Origin of the sequence: Paenibacillus sp. KS1 (assembly GCF_001680695.1) — a bacterium.
GTDB classification, from domain to species: Bacteria; Bacillota; Bacilli; order Paenibacillales; family Paenibacillaceae; genus Paenibacillus_B; species Paenibacillus_B suaedae.
Genome location: NZ_MAIS01000049.1, coordinates 26,559 through 45,651, shown reverse-complemented (window position 1 = coordinate 45,651; position 19,093 = coordinate 26,559). Strand labels below are relative to the sequence as shown.

Below are 19,093 nucleotides of genomic sequence, written 5' to 3'. Positions count from 1 at the left end.
AATCTTCAAGAGCTTCAAGGAGCCCGGAAGCTTTTCATTTACAAATCTGAGCTCGATTTTGCTCTCATCTTTTATATCAAATTTCAATGGAGTCGTAATGAGCTTGTACCCCTTAGGTGCAGCCTTCTCGACAAATTGATAGCTTCCGATATCCAGGTTGCCCGTGCTCACCTTACCGTCTGTTCCGGTAATCAGCTTGCTGCGTACGACTTTACCTGTCTTAGCATCTTGAATCTCGAACTCAGCCCCGGCAAGAGGTGAAGCAGGCTTGCCGTCATCTACCTTTGTCAGTTCAACAGAGCCTTTGATTCGGTTATTTGTCACAGTCCCCGTTTTTTGTACGGTTTGGTTTTCATCGATCGTAAATGGAATTTCTTTAGCTTCCTGCTTATACCCAGCGGGAGCCTGAACCTCGACCAGTTTATATTGACCTGGAGAAAGATCCGTCAGTTTCACCTTACCGTTCTTTTTCGTAGGAAGGTTCGTATATCCATTGACATCTGCATATCCGACCCCATCAAACCGCTGGAGCTTGAACACAGCGTCTTCAAGAAGCTTAGATCTATTTTCAGCATCTACTTTCGTAAGCTCAAAATCTCTTACGATTTTGATGTTCTTAATTGTAACGACCTGTCCATCCTTGCTCAGTGTAATGACCTGCTCCGGCTTTTGCGGCAGCAAGTAGCCTGGAGGAGGGGCCAGCTCTTTAATCTTGTATTGTCTTAATCGCAAATCAGTAAATGTTGCGATTCCGTCTTGATCCGTTACAGCTTCTTGCAGCAGAATCGTTCCCGATTTATCGTACAGCCCGAATTTCGCGCCTTCCAGCAGCGCTGCTGTAGCAGCATCGACCTTTTTGATTTTCAAATCTCCGCGGCTGGAGGTGCTTGCTCCGCCTCCTGCTCCCGCGAATTCAACTTTGATGCTTGATGATTCATTGCCGTTTACCGTACCGGAGGACTGACCTTCAAAAGATACCTTGTTGCTTAAATTCTCACCATTATCGGCATCAATAAAGGATTGATACTCTAAAACATAAGCTTTATCCAGTTCTGTCTTGAAGGTAAGCGTAAGTTTGTTGCCATCGACCTTCAATTCCGCAATTTGCTCCAAATCCATTGGCGCGGAAGCTTTAGTCAAGGTTCCGTTCTGTGACACGGTCGTTTCGTACAGCTTAATCGATTCTGGCACAAGCTTTTGGCTGGCAGACAACGTATCTGTCAGAACCGAACCGGCCTTGATGTGCGATTGGCTGCGATTAATGTTGACGGTCCAGAACGCGATGTCCGATTGTTCCCCTTTACCTTGGACACCTGTCTTGGATACATACTCATCGCCGTATTGCGGTGATACAGAAGCCGAGCCGTCGAATACTTTGTTTGATGTCGATTTATCCTCCAATGTTGCTCCATTGCTGTAGGATTTGACGACAGACTGATTGTTAAGGCTTGTCTTGTACGTAATTCGATAGGCCTTGTCAATTGGGTTGTTGAACGTTAATTCGAAGCCGGATTTATTATTTTCCGTTTTCTTCTCGAATGTATAATCGTTTGTAATGCTGCCTTCTTGAACACCATTTGCACCACCTGACAAGATCAATTCGTGTACAGTCAAAGATCCGTCAACGAATGTCTGCTCGCCAGTATAGAAGTCACGAAGTACGGATTTATCGATGTGGTGAAGGTTGTAGTTAATATCGATCGTCCACGTAATTTCCTTCGTGCGGGCATCGTAAATGCCTCTTTTATTCCCGTTGTTCTTCGTATAGCCATCTGGTGTAACGGTATCTTCTTTCGTGATAGGCTTCTGAGATACGCCTTTTTCTTCCCAATTCAGGGTTGCGCCGTTTGTATAGCTAGTAGTATTCAGGGTTGGATCGAATTTTGTCTGATACCGTATGACCACACTCGAAGTAAGGGGCTTTGTAAATTTAATCGTGAATCCATTATGATAGTTGGGATTTACACGATCCACGATATAATCAACCGTATAATCCGTATCTTTGATGAATCCAGCGTCCGCTAAGCTCTTCTCGAGGCTTTTCTCATCAATGGTCAAACCTCTCGTCTTGAATATATCTTCAACGACGACGTTTTCCATCATCTTATTATCTTGATTCAGGGTGAGGTACCAACCAATCGTTTTGTTGGCATAGTTAACATCGTCATGGCCCTTGAAGAAGATGACAGGGTAAATGTCTCTCGATGCCTCTTTAGAGGTGTTGTCATGCATCGTGACTTTATTGTTGATTTTCCCATTTTCATAAACTCGGTCAATGGATTTGGTTGAATACTCGATGGTATAAGCTTTCGTTACTTTATTTTTGAATTGCAGCTTAAATCCGTCAGTTGTTTTTACGACCGTATATTCATCTTTGCCCAGTTGTCTGACAACGGTTGCTTTTCCATTATCGTCAATAGACATCTCGTTCACTACGAATGAATCCACATTGAGTTCTTGAACCTTCGTGTCAAGAACATCCGCAATCCACGCCTTCGCTTGGTCGATTTCACGCTCGTTGTAATTGTATTCTATCTTCCAATTGATCGTTTGCGTGTAAGGATCGTAGCCGGTCGATTGTTTCTCTAGCGGTTTGCTGAATCGTACATCCACACTCGAAGAGATCGTTAGAGGGTTGTGATTATCTCCTGTGACCTGAACAGCATTGGTATAGCGTTTGTCTTCTGTCTTGGTAATTTTCGTTTTGTATTTCACTCGATAGGCATTTTGTATATTGCCCAGCTCGATTTTGAAGCCATTGGCTTCACGTACGGGGAGGTAAGCTACTTGCTCAGCTTCCTTAACGGTTCCGTTCAATTGAACGTCAAGCTTATGTACTGTAATAGAACTCATATCGATTTCCAAGCCGTCTGGCAGCATGTCGGTGAAGATAGCGTTATTGATGTTGTCTTCACTTGTATTGAAGTCTACAACCCATTCGATTTCCGTAGGATTGATCGTTCGATTGGCCGTGCCACGCTTTGCAATCTCTTTGCTGTTTGGATTTTTGTTGAAATGAATTGGAATTTCGAAGCTGGAGTTCCCTTGAATATCAAAGGATATTTCTTGCTGGGTTCCACCTTCAAACTTTTTCTCGTCGAAATATCTCCATACGAAGAAATCGCCGATTAGCTCTTGGCCATCCTCAATTTCATCATTGAACGTGAAGGTTACTTGACCGTCCGATGTAATGTCAAAAATGCCGTATTCGATTCCACCTTTATTCAAAGGTTGATTCTTAATTGGAGCCGATAACTGGAACTTGTCTGGAAGTCGGAATGTAAAGGTCGAGCCAGCGCCGTAATGGTGACCGGCCGGAAGCTTCCAAGTATAGTCTATATTCACATATTCATTCAGATTTGGACGAATAGATGAAATATTATTCCCCTTCGCATCCGTTATAGAGACGGAAGTAAGAATATTGTCTGTAATTGCCCCGTAAGTAACCTTCGTCACGCTGCTCGGATCCTGGCCATTGTTCGGATCCTTGCCATAGGTGAGGTCGGTAACGCTTGTGGCATTACGATCTCCGGTATTGAACAATGCATTCGGCAACCCATCATACGCTTGAACAAGTGTGGGAGGCAGAACAAGATTCAACATAATAGCGACTACTAAGAGACCGTATAATGTCTTTCTAAGGTTGTTCATTCTTAGAATCTCCTATTTTTTAAATTTTTTTGCAACTGAATCATTGTCTACTAAAAGATTCAGTTTTGTCAAACCAAATGAAAGTTTCAGAAAACATTTCCTGACATGTGAAATTACCCAACGAAATGGTATGTTAAACAGATTTGCTTGACATTTTTTTGTGCGGAAATGAGAAAGGTGGAGGTGCGTACGATGATTATATGGTGACTATATTAAGATGAAGAGACATAATTTACACAAAAAAATCCCGATAGGTTATCGGGATGGGTAAGGCGCTGGTCGGTGTATGTGCTGAGCAGCTGCTAGATTGCAGATCCATTAGCTTGTGCAGATTCCATCATCCACTGATGGTACCAGTCGGTAATTTCCTTGCTAGGGGCCGTATCATACTCCTCTTCGAGCTTGCTTGTCAGAAGATTGTACAGTTTGCGTACTTCGGCTGAGTGATTCAGAGAGGCATAAATGTTCATTAGCGCGAAGTAACCATGCTCCATATGAGGGAACTTGTCAATAATTTGGCGATAAATCAGAGTAGCTTCTGAGTACATTTCATCCGAAAGGTAGTATTGAGCAATTGCCTCGGCATGGTTCAACCAGATCGTTCGTATGCGCTCCCATTCGTATTCGGCCCAGCCATATCGATGCTCTTCTAGGAAGTCTCCTGTGTATGCATTCAAGATGGCAAGATGCTGCGCTAAGGTATCCGTCTGCAGTAAGGGAGCTTCGCGAACAGAGTTCTCCCATTCTTCCACGTCAAGTCGCAATGCGCCCCAAGCCAGACGATATCCTTCGTCTTTATATTTGACTTCTATATCGAGTTCTGCGGTTTTGATCATTTTTCGAATTTGATAAATGGCCGTGTGCAGCTGCGTCGTAGCGCGTTCCGTATCATAATTCGGCCACAGCAGATCCATCAGTACCTGCTTATTCACGGTTTTCTCTCGGTAATAGAGCAGATACGCGAATAGCTCTTGAGCTTTCAACGTCTTCCAAGGGAATCGTTGTGCAGCGCCGTTCGCATCGATATAGTGCAAGCTTTGCAGACAGCATAATGTCAGCTGGGGTGTTCGCTCATGACTGATTGCAGGAGCTGTCCCATTATGCGGATTCATTGAGGTAAGCCGCTGCAAGGTCAATGCCAGCCGATTGTGGTGGACCGGCTTTAGTAGGTAATCCAGCGCATTAAGCTCGAATGCTTTGACCGCATATTCTTGATAGGCCGTCACAAAAATAATATGTAGTTTTGGATGAATTTGCAGCAGACGTTCGGCTAATTCGAACCCGTTAATCTCCGGCATTTCAATATCTAGAAATGCTACGTGGAGCTGCTCCCGCTGTGCAATTTCAATTGCATCATAGGGATTATAGCAAGCCATTAATCGCTCAATTTTATTTCTTCCGGTCTGTTCCGTCAGCAATTTTTCCATTTTCTTTAGAGCGAGTCGCTCATCATCAACAATTATGGCATGCAGTCCCATTGTTAAGATAGCCCCCATTCTATTTCTATTCCTGAATACGCAGGGATAATATAAGCTGATTCTACAAATAGTGAATAGCCGTGTTACGATTTCAAGTGCCTATGTTCCAGAATAGCCCGCATATTAATAGACTTCAAGCTTGGGAGTGACTCAACAAGTGTACAGCTCCGCCAGTCTTCCATCAACAGGTAACCGCGCCGTACCAAGGCGAAGATCGTATTGGTGGTGCAATGCCATTCGGGGAATGCCTTGCTATGATCATCTTCTTCTAAAATAGCAGCTCCCTCATATGTCCAACATCCTCCACTCCAGCGAATGAGCCGTCCTCCATGTCGTCTTGCCTGCTCAAGTGCCTCTTGTTGAATGATGGATAATAGCATGTTCGCATTCCTCCAGCAGTCATAGTCGTACTCGTTAGTTCTATTCAACCATATTTGGCTGAACAAAATCTGAATTCGACTGCTGAAATAGAATGAGCCGTCCCAGCTTGTCAGACCAGTAGGAAAAAGACCGGCTCCTAGAGACCGGCCTTCCCTTCTTATTTAGCTGCTGGCAGCTGGATAACTGTCATGTCATGCCAAGGGTTATAAATGCAGCATTAATCAAGATTCACCCATACCGTCTTCACTTCGGTGTAATTGTCTAGCGCATAGGAGCCCATTTCACGTCCGATTCCTGACTGCTTGTAGCCACCGAATGGAGCGGCTGCGTCGAATACGTTGTAGCAGTTGATCCATACGGTTCCTGCTCTAAGCTTGCTTGCAAGATAGTGGGCGCTCTTCAAGTCCTGTGTCCATACGCCAGACGCAAGGCCGTAGTCGGACTGGTTAGCCTGTTCAATCAAGTCATCCAGCGTATCATACGGCAATGCTGCAATAACTGGGCCGAAGATCTCTTCGCGAGCAATGGTCATCTGCGGATCAACCTGTGCAAACACCGTTGGCTCGACGAAGTAGCCTTGATTGTAAGGTACGCTTCCGCCCGTCACTAATTCAGCGCCAGCTGCTCTGCCTGCTTCGATGTAGCGCTGGACGACATCATGCTGCTCGGAGGACACGAGAGGCCCCATCTCCGTGTCTAAGTCCAAGCCAGCGCCAACACGAATGCGCTTCGCCTTGGAAGCGAGGTCAGCAACAACGTTATCATAGAGCTTCTTCTGCACGTACAGCCGTGAGCCTGCTGAGCACACTTGCCCTTGGTTGAAGGTAATGCCGCTGAGCGCTCCAGGGACTGCACGGGACAAATCAGCATCAGGCAGAATAATGTTCGGCGACTTGCCTCCAAGTTCAAGGGTAACCTTCTTCAGGGAGTGGGCAGCTTCCTGCATGATAGATTTGCCTACTACTGTTGATCCTGTGAAGGCAATCTTATCAACATGTGGATGCTGGACAAGCGGAGCACCAGCTGTCTCGCCGAAGCCTGGAATGACGTTCACGACACCCGGCGGGAAGCCAGCTTCCTGAATAAGCTGTGCGAGATAGAGTGCTGACAGCGGCGTCTGCTCAGCTGGCTTCAGGACAACCGTACAGCCAGTGGCCAGCGCGGCGCCCAGCTTCCAAGCAGCCATCAGCAGTGGAAAGTTCCACGGAATGATTTGTCCTACTACACCTACAGGCTCATGTCTCGTATAGGTGAGGAAGTTGCCGGCCGTCGGGATCGTTTGTCCAACATTTTTGGTTGCCCAGCCAGCATAGTATCGGAAATGCTCGATGGTGAGAGGAAGATCGGCAGCAAGTGTTTCACGGAGCGGCTTGCCGTTGTCCAGCGTTTCCAGCTCCGCAAGCTCTCGCTTATTCGATTCAATTAAGTCTGCCAGCTTGTAAATAAGGCGGCTGCGATCAGCCCCGCTCATGCGGGACCATTCACCATGATCGAAGGCATCGCGAGCAGCTTGTACAGCTCTGTCGACGTCTTCTTCCTGCGCTTCGGCAACGACAGCCAGCACTTCACCAGTTGCGGGATTCATAGAGGAGAATACGTTATTCTTCGCGGATTCTGTCCATTCTCCATTGATGAACAGCTTTTTCGTCCCTTGCAAGAATGCTTCTACCTTAGGACTGATCTGAATCTGTGACAAGATGCAATCACTCCTTCTATTTGGAATTGGTACAGTGGTTAATAACTTGTACATCTCATATGTATTCTTGCGATCAGCGAATCATTCCCATTGAGATATCTTTGATGTAAATAGAGACTGATTTGCAGATGTGGTGCGACAGGCTTGTGAATGAACTGGAACATTAAGGAAGTACAGGAATTCTATTGAGAAATAAGTTAAAATAGATCCGAATGAGAGAGTAATAGAGCAATCGCTCTCATAATCTTGTAAGAAATGAGGGAGCTTTCTTGAAGAAGCGATTTCTTATCTGTTCGCTGTTGTCTATGCTGTTGACCTCTACGCTGCTTCTTCCGCAGCAAGTAGGCATCGCAGAGGCGGCTGGGAACAGTCAATCTATGAAGACGAAGATTATGCTGGATAACTATCCGCTAGATTTTCAGGCAGAGCCCATTATTGTACAGGGGAATACGATGGTTCCATTCCGTGGAATCGCAGAAGCGCTCGGCATCGAAGTGCTGTGGAATGCGAAAGATAAGACGGTAACGGCGAATCAAATGGCTACAGATGGGAAGAAGGTAGTAGTTCTGCAATTGAACCAGAAGACAGCCAAAGTGAATGGACAGGCCATGCAGTTGAGTGCAGCGCCGTTTGCCCGTACCGGAACGACCTATATTCCGCTCAGCTTTTTCAGTAAGCAGTTCGGTGCACAAGTATCCTGGAATCAGAAAACGAAAGTCGTCTCCATGCAGTCACCGCCGAAGAAGATGTACAGTATGGCCTTTTATGCGGTAAAAGCTTTCGGCGAGCGCCAGTATATCCCTCAATTTGATACTGTGGGATTTGGCTGGGCAAGGCTTCAAGAAGATGGAACGATCACAACGAGCGGTAAAGACTTCTATTGGCCCCAAGCTGCAGGAGAAATAACACCTGAGGGGATAGTGGATCAGGCAAAGCAGGAAGCAACTAGTCCGTATCTTATGGTATTTGCTTCAGATCGGAAGAACGAGCTGACGAAAATGCTAGAGGATTCGGCGCTTCGCGATAAGGCGATTGCGGATATTGTGCAGCTTGCAACGGACAAAAATTTCTCCGGCATCGTGCTTGATTTTGAAGGGCTGGGCTTGTCTGGAGATATTGGGAAGGCAAAGCGGGATTACAATGAATTCGTGACTCGTCTTGCCAAAGAGTCCAAGGCAGCTAATCTTAAGCTGTCCCTGGCGCTTCATCCACTGAATGGAGCTTACCGAGGATATGACTATAAGACATTGGCAACAGTGGCGGATGATCTCATTATTATGGCCTATGAGTATACAGGAAAGAAAGCACCGGAGCCGTTGAATAAGGTAAACGAATCCATTAAGCTTGCCTTGAAGGAAGTGCCGAAGGAGAAGCTGGTCTTGGGCATTTCGACTTGGAGCGAGAACGAGAAGACGATTAGCAGTGTAATTGGGCTTGCGAAGCGCCATCAGTTGAAAGGGACAGCATTGTGGAGATTAGGGCTCATCGGGGAAGCATCCAAAGCACAAATCGACAAAAATGTGATTCCATTAAAATCGTAGCTTGGACAGCACTTTTTTATATCATTGAATAAGTTGTGTACGGTGTATGCAATTCCATAAGTAACCACTCTGTAAGGGCAGCAACCATATGAGTCAGTCCCTTAAGAAGGGCGAAGACGCTCCAAAACCACTGAATTGTGTGGGAATAGGGGCGTCTGCCTTTTTTATGTGCGTTCACACCAATGTGGGGGGCAAAAAAGTTCAACAACATTTACTCTATGGACAGCACCTGACGATAAAGGATTGAATGGATGCGGCTAGACGATCAGGGCATTCCTCCATGAGAACATGCCCGGAGTCGTCATATAGCTCAGTGCACAGGTTAGGCACTGTCTGTTCATATTGGCGGAATACTTGCATTGGAATCATTTTATCGATCGTTCCATAGATCAGCAGGGTAGGGACATGAATCTCTGAGATCCGATGTGCAATGATACCAGTATCGTCGTCTGCTAATGTCTTGGCGATGACGAAAGGAGTATTCGGATCTTGATATGGCTTCGTCCATCTGTCCATGAATTCGGGCGTAATATGTTCCAGCGGCAAGCTCAGCATCCGGGCAAGCGTAGTCGGCTTCATCTTTCGGTTCATCGCGCCGCGGAATATGCCGTCCATCCAGCCCTTACGGGCTGCCCATTTTACAGGGGAGGCTACACCACGGCGGAAGCCGTCAGGGGCAACCAGAGTTAAGCTGCGCAATAGATGCGGAGACTGCAAGGCAATGTGTGCCGCGATTTCACCGCCCATGGAGTGGCCAACAAGATGGACAGCTTCACAGTCTAATGCTTCTATCACAGCTTGAATACGCTTTGCTTGTGCCTGCTTGCTGTATAGGACAGTCCGTGGCTTATCACTAACTCCGTAGCCGAGCAGATCGGGACAATAAACGCGATACTGTGACGCTAATTGTGCAGCAACGCTGCGCCAGCAATAGTGATAGGTAGCAGTGCCATGCAGCAGCATGACAGGCACATCGTGATTCATGCCATACGCTTGAATATGGATATCCCCTTCTTCAACAGGGACTTTCCATGCAGCAGTCAAGTTCATGTTGATGATACACCTCCAGCTATCCATTGTTCATCAGGTTCACGAACTAGATAGGCCAATGTTCTCGCAATCATGTGCTGAACTTGCGCCCCGGGGGCAAGAGATGGATTGAGTGTTATAATAAGCTCCCACCATAACTGGATTCGCTCTGATGTCATGGCTTCCGCTTGCTCCAGGAAGGAGCGTACCTGTTCTCGCGTGATTGGTGTCACAGAACCGGTGACGAGTTGGACGTAATCTAATGCGGCTTGTTGCATATTCGCACTGCGTTCATTTTCCCCTGCTTCGATCAGCGCAAGGATTGTACTTGTGAGCGCGGCATACGGCTTACCCCATAGAGAGTGATCTAACTGCTGGTTGGATACTGCCTCCCAATAGGGCTCAAGCTTTTGCTTCATTTCGAGGGCAAAGGCAGGATCGTCCAGCATAGTACTAATTCTTGACCATGCATGAAGCTGACTCTCGCTCAGCTCCTGCTCTTTCGGGACGAACCCAATGCAGGTGGTTAGGATATGTTCACGCCATTGACAGGGAAGTCCTTCTGTACCTAAATGTTGCTGCATTTTACTGGCGATGAATTGCTGCCTCTGACGGGAGCTCTTATGGACGACATCTGCAATGTCATGCAAGTATGCGAGTGGAGCTTCCCGATGCTGCTGCTCTTGGGCTTGAACGAGAATTTTCTTCATTCTGTCCAAATATACAATCTGCTGTTCGATGGCCTCCAGCTGCCATTGAATGGAGGTGGATACGGGAACTTCATGCTGCAGCATCTGCTTGATATCCTGAACAGCGAAACCAAGGTAACGCAATAATAAGATAAGCTCCAGCTGTGCAATATCTTCGTCGTTATAGTAGCGGTAACCGGTCGAGCTGATTGTAGAGGCTGGAAGCAGCTTAACTTCATCATAATAGCGGATCGTCTTAATTGTTGCGCCTGTCATTTTCGATACTTCCCCGATTGAGTAGTAGCCTTCCATCCTGATGTCTCCCTTCATCTTGTTTCGAGTATAAAGTCTCCAGTCAGGGGAGAGTCAATATCTGAGTGGAAATGGAGTCGAACTAGTAGGGAAATAGCCTCCACCACATTGACGAAAGAGTTTGATTGTGACATTATCATTATAGATACCAACGGTCGGTATTTAAAATGAGGGAGGCCTACACCATGGCAAGAAACAAATATCCAGAACAGACACTTGAGCTGATTATGGCGGTATCCGCAAAGCTCTTCCTAGAGAAGGGCTATGACAAAACGAGCATTCAAGACATTATCAATGAAGTAGGGATGTCCAAAGGCGCGATCTATCATCACTTTACGTCCAAGGAAGAGATTTTGGAGGCGGTTATGAAGCAGCACTCAGATCGTACAGTCGACATGTTCCAGACCCTAATACAGAGTACTCAAGCAGCGAATGCCCGCGAGAAGCTCATTTCCCTATTGGAAGCTCTTGCAGCTGATCACGATGCGCACTCTCTTGATGCTCTACTATGCTCACAGATCCATAATCCACAGTTTGTCGTGAAAGGGATCAAAGATAGTGTGCTGCAGGATGCGACGCAGCTTGCTTCTCTTATGAAGCAGGGGGTGAAAGACGGATCGATTATGACCGAATATCCCGATGAATGTGCGGAAGTGTTCTTGCTGCTGCTGAACGTATGGATGAACCCAGTACTGTTCATGCGGGATATCGAGGGAACCGTTCAACGTCTGCAATTTTTGCAGCTGATGATGAAGCAATTAGGCGTGGATGTCGTCAGCGACAGCTTGATTCAGAAAGTGATGGAGCAATACAAGAACATGGGGGCTTTCCTGAATGTAGAGTGAAGGAGAAAGATGACATTGCAAACGCATGTAGGATTTATCGTTGGATCTGTCATCGCGAGTGTGGTTCTAATAGCGGGAATCATCGGACTCGTGCTGAGCAAGCGGCGTGGCGATACAAGTACTTGGGCAGGCTGGGCGGTTCTGTTTGGCGTATGTGCTTTAGCAAGCGCAGTCATTAACTTAGGAATTGCAAAGTGAGAATGAGGGGAGCCTGTGATGAAGATGAGGAGGAACTTGGAGAGGGGGAGCGCATGAATATGAGAAATAAGAGGCTGCTTGAATCTACGAAGAGGCTGTCTGACAGCACCTACAAGAGAGCAATGAATCAGGCTTATCAAGCTGCACATCCATCTCGGAAGGCGGCATACAGAGGTGCTATAATAAGTGGTGGTATTGGACTGTTGCTGCTGACTGTAGGAGGAGTCGTACTTGGGCTTGGTCAGACGGGATGGGGATTAAGCTTGCTCGGCCCCGGAATTGTGGTTGCAGGTATCAATGTATGGAATGTCCACCGAATTTCAAGTAAGGAGTAGAATAACTTTTTTTTGCACAAATAGATACCAACCGTCGGTATATTACTTATGATTAAATCGATTCCTTACCCTGTAATTGATTTTTTATCTTCATTAGACTGGGGCCGGGAAGGGAAGGAAGACTGCCTTTCCCGGCCTAGTAGCGTTACTATTGTGTATCAATGAAACGTAACTTCGGGATATTCACTGCTGGCGCCGTTCATCAGCGCTCCGCCAGTACCCTTCAGGTTCTTACTGAAGAAATCCAGAACATAATGATTGACGACAGATGACCCTCTGTACCCGTCGATTGTTCCTGTAATACCGGCGTATTGCAGGAGATTCGAATAGAGCTGCAGGTCGGTGAAATTATAATGCTTCGCACCTTCCAATTGAATGATGCTTCCGCCGTGCTGCTTTACTTTCTCCATTATGGCAAGCTCTTGTGCAATGATGCTGCTCATCTTCGCATCTGTAATAAGCCCCTTGCGCTGCTGCTTCTTCATCTCGGTGAACTTATCAGCCTTCAGGAACAGGGCGGGCTTGTCGGCTAGTCTATTGATGTCTAATTCATAGAGAGAGCCATCCATATTGACCGCCGCCTTGACGCGAGGGTTCGTGTTCAAGACGTTAAATGCGGTCGCGCCCCCGAAGGAATGGCCCATGACACCAATCTTGTCCATGTCGATGGCGCCCGTAAGTGGGCTTGGCATGTGACCAGCATTCAAGCCATCCAACTGGCAAATGACGAAATTCACATCCTCCGTCCATACCGTTCCGATGGATTTGCCTACCGTATAGAAATTATCCATGTTGAAAGTGGTTCGATAGTCTGTATTTGTGCCATCTGGAAACGCTGTAGCTACTGTGCTGTACGGATGGTCGATGGAAGCGACAATATAACCGTGGCTGGCCAGCTGCTCGGCTTGAGACACATGAAGCAATCGGGTTGTCCCCATTCCATGATTGATGATTATTAATGGATAGGGAACTAAAGAATGCTGTACTGCTGCTTCTTCATAGGCATTGCTGCGGATGTACTTCCAATAATCGAAGATCGGTTCAGGGAGCTTGATAAATGATGATAATCCCTTTTTATAAGCAGCGATCATCTTTGGATCCTCAGGAAAGACGGATACGGTCTTCTCCACATTATCTACTCGTGCGGGGTACCAGAATTGAACGAGGAGTTTACGTTTATCTCCACCGTTCTCCGTATAGATCTCCTCTCGTCCGTTATCCGTTAGCGACATCGTAAATGTGCCTACTTGATAGGGTCCCTCCAGTTTCGGCAGCTGAAAAACAGGCAAGCATGACGACAACAAGACGTTCAATGTGATTACGACGCAGGATAGGCCAAATAAAGTATAGCGCACAGATTTCCACAGATTGAACGTGCTGGATGACCGTATACTTTTCCAACATAGACTCCCCGTTATTACGATAGTTAGGCTGTACACGCCGAACATCTGCCATCGATAACCCTCTTGCCACAAGTGCAGCGTGAGAATGGACATGCTGATTGTACTGGCTACGATGCCGGTTAGCCGGGGCAGTTTGCGTGTAAGTAGAGTACTTATCAATAATGCAAAGCAAGAGAAAGCCAGCAATATTTCATAGAGCCGCATAACGTTCCTATTCCTCCCGTTCTTCAGAGCGTACTTGCCTCTGTCTATTGAGCGTAAAGGGTGAAGATTAAGGAGAGGTCGATCGTTCGTTTAAAATTCGTTTAAAGAGTGAACCGCGTATGTTTCAGTTTTTGTTCAGAATCATGGATTATTGTGTAAGTAGACTCTCGCCTAATCGTTGAAGCAGAAGCAGCCTATACATAGAGCCGGTAAGGAAGGGGGGAGCTGCACTTTATTAACCGATTACGGGAAATGAAGTTGAAGCTCGAACTAAAGCTGAAGAGGTGAATGTTACGAGACATGAAAGAACGTAGAAAGACCTTATATGTATTTTTAGTAATTGCGTTGCTATTAAATCTTGTGTTCCCACCTACTATGGTGAGTGCATTTGATGGATTGCTAGATGATAGCTCTAATAGTCTGACGCAGAGTGTGACAGATGCGACTTACGGCAATGCCCCTAGTGTGGCGAAGGCAACTTATGGGGAGATCAAGGAAAATATTATAACGAAAGTAACCATAAAGGATAAGGATGGTAACAATATTACCAAAGTCCGCCCTGATATCGGCGATAAGGTACAAATCATTCTTGACTGGAAGCTCGATGATGGACATAAGTATGGAAATGGTTCAACATTCAAGTTCAAATTGCCTGATCAATTTGGAGTGGATCGGGAGTTAGTTGGTGAACTTGAAGGAGGAAGCGGAACTGTAGGTACTTACGTTGTAACGAAAAATGGTGAAGTGACATTCACCTTTAATGATGAAATCGATAATGGTCAAGGTTTGAACGGTTTCTTCGAAGTTTGGCGAGAATTTGACGAAAGCAAATTCGATGGAGGAACGAAGCAAGAAATCAAGTTTGATGATATCGGATTTTCCTTCGTAATTAATTTCAAAAGTAAAAATGAAAGCAATATGACCAAATCTGGCTCACCAGATAAGACGAGAAATCCGAAAAATATCAATTGGAATATCGAACTGAATCGAAACAGTGAAAAAATGATAAATGCAGTATTGGGAGATGAGCTTCCAAATGGCTTAGTATTAGACAAATCCTCCATCAAAATATACGAAGTCAACGTTCGTCGTGATGGTGGTGAAGCGATAAAGGGAGCCGATGTTACTAGCAAGTTTACGATAAATCCTGATGATTCCAAATTCAGTATTGCGTTTGGCGATATTGATCAGGCTTATCGAGTTGAGTATGCAACGATAATTACTGATTTGTCGGGCTATAAAGATGGTACAAACTATCGAGCAAAATCATTTAAAAATTCAGCGAAGCTGACAGGAGATACGCTTCCCAAGCCCTATGAAGTTACAAAAGAAGTGGAAATTACATTCAGCAAACCGTTGAACAAGAAATCAGTTCATTACGATTCTAGTACACAGACGATTACATGGACAATTGAGTACAACTATAATGAGCGAACCATTGATCAAAAGGATGCGTGGATTAAGGATATCTTCGATAAGAATAATCCTCAAAAGCTGGATGAGACGTCATTTGTCGTTAAAGAGATGACAATCAAGGATTCAGGCGCAGCTGTGGAGAAATCAGTCCCTGCACTTGATCAAGGGAAAGATTACATCGTCGCATCTACAGCGGACGGTTTCGAGTTGAAATTCAACAAATCGATTAGCAGTGCCTATAAAATTGAATACAAAACGAAATCTGTTAACCGCGTGTACGACAGCACAGAGGTTACGAATAGTGTGGAAATACATGATGGTACAACAGAAGTCGGAAAACAACCGATTGCTCAGGTCATTTTCAGCAAATCTGACGGTGTTGTTGACTTTAAGAATAAAGAGGTTACTTGGACATTAACAATTAACTCTGATAGTAAAGAAATGAATAAAGTTAAAATTGAGGACACATTCAGTACGAATGTATTTGATTTTGTACCAAGCAGCGTTGTAATTGAAGAGGTTGGTACACAGAAGAAGCTGGTAGCTGGGAATGATTACACCGTAACAAAGACGGCTGCAGGCTTTGAAATTCTCATCGAGCAAATCAAAACAAAGCACAAAATCACATATGTAACAAAGTTTGATCCTAATAAATTTACCAAGGAAGAAATCAACACGGCAAAACTTGTGGATTGGAATGAAAAAGATCCTCAGATTCCTTACATCAAAGTAACTGGAAAAGCGAAACCGGATAAATATACGGTTGCAAATGGAGACAAAGCAGGCAGCTACAATGCGATAACAAAAGTGATCACATGGCAAATTGACTTCAATTACAATTTGAATGAGATTAAGGAAGCGGTCGTTAAGGACTTCTACACAGAGGGGCAAGATTTTGTAACGGGTTCCTTGAAGGTGTATGAATTAAATCTTAAGGGCGGCGTAGATGACGTTGAGAAAGGAAATGAAATCAACGATTATACGTACCAAAATGTGAGTGAAAACGGTCAAGACGGTATCGTCATTACCTTCACGAAGAAGCCCTTAAAAACGGCATACCGTATTACGTATGAAACTAGTTTGAAAGGTAAACAGGTATACAAAACTTATAAGAATAATGCAAAAGTGTATGATATGGGCGATGCCGGAAAGAAAGTATTCGAGAAGTCGGCAGAAGTTCCACCGGCATTTGGCGGAGAGTATGTATCCAAGAAAGGCGAGCAAGGCAAAGGTGAGAAGTCTGATCTTGCATTATGGAAAGTTTTCATTAACCGAAGCCAGTCCTTTATTGACAAAGGTGCGGTTCTAACAGATACCTTGTCAAAGGGTCACACATTGGATCAAAAATCGATTAAGCTCTATAAGCTTGGAGCGGGAGAGGCAGGAGCACAGACTGGCGGAACACTGGTTGAGCCTCTGGACAGCGTAGCGAAGCTCGAATTTAACGGGCAAACCTTCACGCTTACGTTCCCAGACAGTCTGGAAACATCGTACCGATTGGAGTATCAATCCTATATTGATGCTAATGACGGTGATGTCATTACCAATGATGTGTCTTTTAAGGGGCAAACAGTGGGTCAAGGCAACAAAGAGGCACAAATTCAGGTGAGCCTCTCTGGAGCTGGAGGAGGAGCAATTCCTTCTGGACGCGGTAAATTAATTATTAAAAAAGTAGATGCAAACAATGAGAAAATCACGCTACCAGGAGTTGAATTTGAACTCTATGATCAATCGGGAACTGTCTTACTAGAAAAATTGGTTACTGATAAGAATGGTGAGGCAACTTTTACAGATAAGAGATTTAGAAAATATAAGCTCAAAGAAGTAGAAGCGCCAAAAGGATATTTTATTCAAGGTGATGGTTGGAGCTCTGTTTCGTTCAAAAAAGACGAGCAAATAGAAGTCATCAAAAACACGAAAGGCGTATGGGAATTCGAGTTGACCAAGGTCGATGCGGATTATCCATCCAAGGGGCTGCAGGGTGCCATCTTCAAGCTTCAATTAAAGGATGAACATGACGTGTATCAGGATGTTCCTGGTAGAACGGATGAGCAGACGGATAAAAACGGGAAGCTTAGGCTGAAAGAACTCCAACCCGGAGGCAAATACCAACTTATTGAGGTAAGGGCTCCTGAGGGATATAAGTTGGATTCAAATCCAAAGCCAATACAATTTGAGATTAAAAAGGATCAGACAACATTAGCAACGCGTACGGTTGAGAACACACCACTTCCTGGCTCCATTACTGTAACTAAGAAAGATGAAGCTGGCGGTGCGTTGCTCTCTGGTGCGGAATTTGTCCTTAAAGATGCGAAAGGAAATATCATTGCTACGAGGCAAACTGTTGCAGATGGTATCCTGAACTTCGAAAATTTAAAGAGCGGCACCTACTATTTAGTAGAAAAGACAGCGCCAGAAGGGTATGTGCTCAATACTCAGCCGATTACAGTTGAAGTCAAGAACGGAACGGACACACCGGTTACCGTCTTGAACAAACTGGTTCCAGGATCGGTGAAAGTCATTAAAGTGGCGGCAGGTACGAATACTACACTCCCTGGTGCAGAATTCCGTATCCTTGACGCACATAAGCAGCCAGCCAAGGATCAAACAGGCAAAGAATTGACACAGTTGGTAACGGATGAACATGGCCAATTAATCATTACGAATCTGAATCCAGGCCAATACTTCGCGCAAGAAACGAAGGCACCGGTAGGGTATGTGTTGAACGGTGATTTATTCGAATTCACAGTAAGCAAGAAGGCAGTAGCTGAAGTGAAGGTACCGAATACACGTGAGCCTGAAGTGCCTAAGACCGGAACTGCTAAGATGGTTAAAGTTGATGCGGCCAATGAAGAAAGGAAATTGCCAGGTGCGGAGTTCCGTTTGCTGGATGCGAATAAGCAGCCAGTCAAGGATCAAGCAGGCGTGGAATTGCCGCCGCTTATCACGAATGAGCATGGCGAAGTCACGATTCCGAACCTGTATCCGGGCAAGTATTATGCAGAAGAAACAAAGGCTCCAGCCGGATTTGTGTTGAACACGGAATTAATCGAGTTTGATGTGAACGCTGGCAAGGAAGCAGTAGTCATTGTGCGTAATACACTCGATTTGCCGCCGACGGGTTCAGTGAAGCTGATTAAGATTGCTTATGAGAATAAAGAGAAAAAGCTGTCTGGTGCCAAGTTCCGCCTTCTGGATACGGAGAAGCATCCGGTTAAAGATGAGGCAGGAGCAGAGCTTCCGATCTTAACGACGGATACAAACGGAGAAGCATCCCTTCCAGCCTTGAAGCCGGGTAAATACTTCTTCGAGGAAACAGAGGCTCCAAGCGGTTATATTCGCAACACTACATTGAATGGGTTCGAAATTACGAGAGGGCAGTTGACTGTCGTTACGGTCGAGAATGTTCGTTATACCGATGGAGGGGGAGGGGGCAAGACGGATCCTTACGAACCGTGGGAGCCAAGCAAGCCAGGCGACAAGACACCTCCTAAGACAGATCCGAACATTCCAACGATCCCTGGGCAGATCGTCGATCCTACAGATCCAAAGACGCCAACAACGCCAACAAATCCTGGAACGACAACTGACCCTGATCAGCCTACGGTACCTGGGGAGACGACAGATCCCGACACAGGAAATACGACGGAGCCGGGTGGAAGCAAGGGCAATCCAGACGGTGACAAGGATGATGAAGGAAATCCTGATGATGCAGATCTAGGGGGCAAGACGGATTCGAAGAAGCCGAATCCTAAGCCGGGCGGCAAGCTGCCGCAGACCGGTGAAGAAGCCCCTGTATCGCCAATCGTCGGTATGATTCTAATCACTGCCGCAGCACTCATGTGGATTGCTCGGAAGCGATTATTTGTAAGACGTTGATGTGATGACCCGCTAAGGAGAGTTCCTTGGCGGGTA

At 45.7% G+C, this 19,093-nt stretch carries 12 protein-coding genes; 5 read left to right on the top strand and 7 right to left on the bottom strand.

Translation table 11 applies throughout. The features are described from left to right. The 4 genes from BBG47_RS16940 to BBG47_RS16925 all read right to left on the bottom strand — a co-directional run. A partial coding sequence (locus BBG47_RS16940) for a collagen binding domain-containing protein (RefSeq protein WP_065292664.1) occupies positions 1–3,651 on the bottom strand: 3,651 nt, incomplete at its 3' end. A 302-nt stretch (positions 3,652–3,953) separates the two neighbouring features. Further along, positions 3,954–5,147, bottom strand: coding sequence for a response regulator (locus BBG47_RS16935; RefSeq protein ID WP_251487692.1), 1,194 nt, complete (start codon positions 5,145–5,147; stop codon positions 3,954–3,956). Positions 5,148–5,212: 65 nt separating this feature from the next. After that, the gene (locus BBG47_RS16930; protein WP_021252770.1) at positions 5,213–5,509 is read right to left on the bottom strand and encodes a hypothetical protein; all 297 of its coding nucleotides are present in this window, start codon (positions 5,507–5,509) and stop codon (positions 5,213–5,215) included. Positions 5,510–5,727: 218 nt separating this feature from the next. After that, entirely contained in the window at positions 5,728–7,260 is a 1,533-nt protein-coding gene (locus BBG47_RS16925; RefSeq protein WP_065292663.1) for an aldehyde dehydrogenase family protein, read from the bottom strand. 251 nt (positions 7,261–7,511) lie between these two features. Here BBG47_RS16925 and BBG47_RS16920 point away from each other — a divergent pair, with 251 nt between their 5' ends. Beyond that, positions 7,512–8,747 carry a stalk domain-containing protein gene (locus BBG47_RS16920; protein WP_065292668.1) on the top strand — a complete coding sequence of 412 codons (1,236 nt, stop codon included), beginning with the start codon at positions 7,512–7,514 and terminating at the stop codon, positions 8,745–8,747. 216 nt (positions 8,748–8,963) lie between these two features. Here the strand turns inward: BBG47_RS16920 and BBG47_RS16915 are convergent, their stop codons facing one another. Then, positions 8,964–9,797 carry an alpha/beta fold hydrolase gene (locus BBG47_RS16915; RefSeq protein WP_065292662.1) on the bottom strand — a complete coding sequence of 278 codons (834 nt, stop codon included), beginning with the start codon at positions 9,795–9,797 and terminating at the stop codon, positions 8,964–8,966. After that, a complete protein-coding gene (locus BBG47_RS16910; protein WP_065292661.1) occupies positions 9,794–10,777 on the bottom strand; it encodes a MerR family transcriptional regulator in 984 nt (327 codons plus the stop codon). The genes BBG47_RS16915 and BBG47_RS16910 overlap by 4 nt, the downstream gene beginning before the upstream one ends. 185 nt (positions 10,778–10,962) lie before the next feature. On the opposite strand from BBG47_RS16910, the gene BBG47_RS16905 reads away from it, so the two are divergent. Genes BBG47_RS16905 through BBG47_RS16895 form a run of 3 tightly spaced genes read left to right on the top strand, consistent with a single transcriptional unit; the run spans position 10,963 to position 12,155 of the window. After that, a complete protein-coding gene (locus BBG47_RS16905; RefSeq protein WP_065292660.1) occupies positions 10,963–11,622 on the top strand; it encodes a TetR/AcrR family transcriptional regulator in 660 nt (219 codons plus the stop codon). Positions 11,623–11,637: 15 nt separating this feature from the next. Beyond that, the gene (locus BBG47_RS16900; protein WP_251487703.1) at positions 11,638–11,820 is read left to right on the top strand and encodes a hypothetical protein; all 183 of its coding nucleotides are present in this window, start codon (positions 11,638–11,640) and stop codon (positions 11,818–11,820) included. Between the two features lie 53 nt (positions 11,821–11,873). Beyond that, the gene (locus tag BBG47_RS16895) at positions 11,874–12,155 is read left to right on the top strand and encodes a hypothetical protein (protein WP_139070714.1); all 282 of its coding nucleotides are present in this window, start codon (positions 11,874–11,876) and stop codon (positions 12,153–12,155) included. Positions 12,156–12,313: 158 nt separating this feature from the next. Here the strand turns inward: BBG47_RS16895 and BBG47_RS16890 are convergent, their stop codons facing one another. After that, on the bottom strand, positions 12,314–13,762 hold the full coding sequence (locus tag BBG47_RS16890) for an alpha/beta hydrolase family protein (protein ID WP_065292657.1): 1,449 nt from the start codon (positions 13,760–13,762) through the stop codon (positions 12,314–12,316). Positions 13,763–14,062: 300 nt separating this feature from the next. Here BBG47_RS16890 and BBG47_RS16885 point away from each other — a divergent pair, with 300 nt between their 5' ends. Beyond that, a complete protein-coding gene (locus tag BBG47_RS16885; protein ID WP_065292656.1) occupies positions 14,063–19,057 on the top strand; it encodes a SpaA isopeptide-forming pilin-related protein in 4,995 nt (1,664 codons plus the stop codon). Positions 19,058–19,093 lie beyond the last annotated feature (36 nt).

Coding starts and splice junctions, on each gene's coding strand:
- BBG47_RS16935 (WP_251487692.1), bottom strand. CDS start 5,147: ATGGGGGCTATCTTAACAATGGGACTGCATGCCATAATTGTTGATGAT.
- BBG47_RS16930 (WP_021252770.1), bottom strand. CDS start 5,509: ATGCTATTATCCATCATTCAACAAGAGGCACTTGAGCAGGCAAGACGA.
- BBG47_RS16925 (WP_065292663.1), bottom strand. CDS start 7,260: ATGTACAAGTTATTAACCACTGTACCAATTCCAAATAGAAGGAGTGAT.
- BBG47_RS16920 (WP_065292668.1), top strand. CDS start 7,512: ATGCTGTTGACCTCTACGCTGCTTCTTCCGCAGCAAGTAGGCATCGCA.
- BBG47_RS16915 (WP_065292662.1), bottom strand. CDS start 9,797: ATGAACTTGACTGCTGCATGGAAAGTCCCTGTTGAAGAAGGGGATATC.
- BBG47_RS16910 (WP_065292661.1), bottom strand. CDS start 10,777: ATGGAAGGCTACTACTCAATCGGGGAAGTATCGAAAATGACAGGCGCA.
- BBG47_RS16905 (WP_065292660.1), top strand. CDS start 10,963: ATGGCAAGAAACAAATATCCAGAACAGACACTTGAGCTGATTATGGCG.
- BBG47_RS16895 (WP_139070714.1), top strand. CDS start 11,874: ATGAATATGAGAAATAAGAGGCTGCTTGAATCTACGAAGAGGCTGTCT.
- BBG47_RS16890 (WP_065292657.1), bottom strand. CDS start 13,762: ATGCGGCTCTATGAAATATTGCTGGCTTTCTCTTGCTTTGCATTATTG.
- BBG47_RS16885 (WP_065292656.1), top strand. CDS start 14,063: ATGAAAGAACGTAGAAAGACCTTATATGTATTTTTAGTAATTGCGTTG.